Origin of the sequence: Nocardioides sp. (assembly GCF_035429765.1) — a bacterium.
Classification (GTDB): Bacteria; Actinomycetota; Actinomycetes; order Propionibacteriales; family Nocardioidaceae; genus Nocardioides.
Map to the genome: position 1 here is coordinate 1 of NZ_DAOMFK010000259.1, position 3,694 is coordinate 3,694.

Genomic DNA, 3,694 nt, shown 5'->3' on the forward strand with positions numbered 1-3,694 from the left:
GACGACGCCTCCCCGGTGTCGCCCACCTACACCGCGCCGTACCGGTTCACCGGCGGAAGCATCGACAAGGTCGTCGTCGACGTCTCCGGCGAGCGGTACGTCGACCACGAGGCCGAGGTCCGTGGCTGGTTCCTGCTGGACTGACGACGGCAGACTGACCAAGTGACCACCGGCGCCCCCCCGCGGGCCTTCCACGTGATGTCCAAGCCCGCAGGGGCGATCTGCAACCTCGACTGCGAGTACTGCTTCTTCCTGTCCAAGGAGGAGCTCTACCCCGGCAGCGGGTTCCGCATGGAGCCTGCGGTGCACGAGGCGTACGTCAGCCAGCTGCTGGCGGCCCAGGCCGGGCTGGACGAGATCGTGTTCGCCTTCCAGGGCGGTGAGCCCACGCTGATGGGGCTGGACTTCTTCCGCCGCACCCTGGAGCTGCAGCGGACCCACGCACCGGCCGGTCAGCGGGTGCTCAACACCGTGCAGACCAACGCGACGCTCCTGGACGACGAGTGGGCCTCGTTCTTCGCCGAGCACGACTTCCTGGTCGGCGTCTCGATCGACGGGCCGAGGGAGCTGCACGACACCTACCGCGTGGACAAGGGCGGGAAGCCCACCTTCGACCGGGTGGTGCGCGGCATCCGGACCCTCGCCCGGCACGACGTCGACTGGAACGCGCTGACCACCGTCAACGCCGCCAACGGCGACCACGGCCGCGAGGTCTACACCTTCCTGCGCGACGAGCTGGGGGCGAGCTTCGTCCAGCTGATCCCCGTCGTCGAGCGGGTCACCCCGGAGCTGCTGCCGCTGGCCGAGGGGGGTTGGGGCCACCGACGGGGGGCCCGTCCGTTGTACCGCCAAGAGGGTGAGCTGACCACCCACCGCACGGTCGGCGCCCTCCAGTGGGGCCGCTTCCTGGTCGACGTCTTCGAGGAGTGGGCCCGCCACGACGTCGGCGACGTGTTCGTCTCGATGTTCGACACCGCGCTGGCACACTGGATGGGTCTGCACCAGATGGGGCTGTGCGTGCACGCACGCACCTGCGGCGACGCGGTGGCGCTGGAGCACAACGGCGACCTCTACTCCTGCGACCACTACGTCGAGCCGGACTACCTGCTCGGCAACATCGCCGACGGGCGGACCCTGCTGGAGCTCCTCGACTCCCCCCAGCAGCGCGCCTTCGGGGCCGCCAAGCTCGACACGCTGCCGGCGTACTGCCGGCACTGCGACGTCCGGTTCGCCTGCAACGGCGGCTGCCCCAAGGACCGCTTCCTGCTCACCCCCGACGGCGAGCCCGGGCTGCACTACCTGTGCGAGGGCTACCAGCTGTTCTTCCGGCACATCGACGCGCCGATGCGGGTGATGGCCGGGCTGCTGCGCCGCGGCCGTGACGCGACCGGCCTGCGGGAGTGGTACGCCGCCGCCGACGCCCACCGGGACCCCGCCGCCCCGTGCAGCTGTGGCAGCGGCCGGGCGTTCGTGGCGTGCCACGGGGACTCCCCGCGCGCGTGAGTGCGTCCCGGGTGAGGCTGGGGGCTTGTCAGTTTCCCCGGGCGGGCGGGGAGAGCACCGCCAGCCACCGGGCGGGTCGTCTCAGAGCAGCCGGGCCAGCCGCTTCTTCCTCCGGTTCTCCCGCACGATCCACGCGAGGTCCGGGTCGGCCTCCGCCCGGGACTCCAGCGCCTCGAACGCCGCGAGCCCCGGCCCCGGGTCGGCAGCCACCGCGACGCTCCAGCAGTAGCCCAGCCCCTGACGGAGCACCCGCACGCCCGGCTCCCGTCGTACGTCGCGTGGCAGCCCGGCGAGCGACTCGGTTGCGGCCCGGCAGACCTCCACCGCGACCGCGGCGGCCTCGGGGTCGGCGAGCAGCCGAGGCTCGCAGATGCCGGCCGCAGCGGCCCGCTGGACCAGCGGGTCGGAGTCGTTCGCCCAGCGGAGCACCAGCGCGTGCAGCCGGGCCGGGTCCGCGTCACCCAGCCGCTGCAGCGCCATCGCGACGCCCTCTCGGACCCGCCACCGCTGGTCGCCGGCGTGCCGGTGCAGGCGGCGTACCAGGTCCTCACGCGCACCGTCCTCGGAGAGCAGCCGACCGAGCCCGATCACCCCGCAGAAGGTGAGGAACTCCTCGCCGGTGCCGAGCACCTCGTCGACCTGCGCCTCGTCGGCCTCCTCGGCGAACGCCTGGCCCAGCTCGATGTTGCCGCGAGGCCCGGGCAGGTCCGAGTGGTCGGTGAGGTAGCCCGCCCACCCGTCGCGGGGCAGCGAGCGCAGCGTCGCCCGCAGGGAGTCGACCTTGCCCACGGACCCAGGCTAGGCCCGGTCAGCGGGCACGCCGTCGCCGGTAGCAGGCCGGTCAGCGGGCGGCGGCGCCGCGACCCGCGGCCGGCCGCACCTCGACGACGCCGTGCGCTCCCCGCTCGGCGTCGACCATGACGTGCGAGACGAACGGGTAGTGGCCGGCCTCGGGGAAGCTCAGCTCGACGAACCCACCCTGGGCGGGCTGCAGCGCGAGTGCCTGGGAGCCGCCGCGACCGCCATGCAGCAGGTAGGCGCCCTCGGCCCACACGGTGTCGAACTGCCCACCCACCACGTGGAAGGACGACGGCCGGTTCGGCCCGGCGTCGAGCACCCAGATCCGGACCCGCTCGCCCGCCCGCGCGGCCAAGGGCCGGTGGTCGTACTGGTTCGCGTACCCGTTGAAGACGACGGCATCCGGCCGCTCGGACATCACCTTGTCCATGTCGACCGGCTCGCCCGCCCCACCCAGGTAGAGCTCGGACTGGACCAGCAGGTAGGTCCGGTCCACCGGCGGCAGCCCCGGGGGCTCGATCACCACTGCACCGAACAGCCCGTTGGCGATGTGGGCCGACATCGGCATGGACGCGCAGTGGTACATCCACACCCCGGCCCGGGTCGCGGTGAACCGGTAGACCAGCGACTCCCCCGGCGCCAGGGTGCGCATCGGCCGGTCCGGCGCCAGCGCGCCCGCGTGGAAGTCGACCGAGTGGCCGATGGTCCCGTCGTTGACGAGCCGGATCACGAACCTGTCACCGACCCGGCCGTGCAGGACCGGCCCGGGCGCACGGCCGTTGTAGGTCCACAGGTGCGCGCGCGTGCCGGGAGCCACCTCGCGGTCGACCTCCCGCACCGTGAAGGTACGCCGGTGCACTCGGCCCGGGAGCAGCGCCGGGAGTCTGGCGTCGCGGGCCCGGAAGTCCGGGCCGGGGTCGGCCATCAGGTCCAGCCCCGAGTCCGTCATGGAGTCGGACATCTCGTGGTGCAGAGCCGCACCCGGCCCGGCCTGCCCCGGAGCCGCCGGGGAGCCGGCCACCTCGACCCGCAGCACCATGCCCATCTGCCGGTGGCCGAGCACCGAGCACCACCCGTCGAGGTCGCGGCCCACCACCCCGACATCGACCCGCGTCTGCTCCCCGGGCGCCAGCCGTCCGCTGTCCGCGCCCGAGTCCAGCACGAGGTCGTGCACGTCCTCGCCGTCGGTGTTGACCAGGTCGATGACGAGCCGGTCACCGGCCGGCACCTCGATCGTGGAGGGGGTGAACCGCATGTCCTTGGTCTCCACCCGGACGGTGGTGGTCTCCCCGGTCGGGTGTACGCCGGCCGCGGCGGACCGCGTCGTACCGGCTCCGGCCAGGGCGGCCGGGTCGACGGCCACCCCGACCGCGACGGCCAGCGCCACGGCCGC

The 3,694-nt window shown here is 73.4% G+C and carries 3 protein-coding genes; 1 reads left to right on the top strand and 2 read right to left on the bottom strand.

Annotated features, from left to right (window positions below; all coding sequences use genetic code 11):
• Positions 1-162 precede the first annotated feature (162 nt).
• Positions 163-1,503, top strand: a complete 1,341-nt coding sequence (locus PLP61_RS15760) for an anaerobic sulfatase maturase (RefSeq protein WP_324503706.1) — start codon at positions 163-165, stop codon at positions 1,501-1,503.
• A gap of 81 nt (positions 1,504-1,584) precedes the next feature.
• Here PLP61_RS15760 and PLP61_RS15765 read toward each other — a convergent pair whose 3' ends face one another.
• The gene (locus tag PLP61_RS15765) at positions 1,585-2,292 is read right to left on the bottom strand and encodes a HEAT repeat domain-containing protein (RefSeq protein WP_324503707.1); all 708 of its coding nucleotides are present in this window, start codon (positions 2,290-2,292) and stop codon (positions 1,585-1,587) included.
• A gap of 52 nt (positions 2,293-2,344) precedes the next feature.
• A partial coding sequence (locus tag PLP61_RS15770; protein WP_324503708.1) for a multicopper oxidase domain-containing protein occupies positions 2,345-3,694 on the bottom strand: 1,350 nt, incomplete at its 5' end.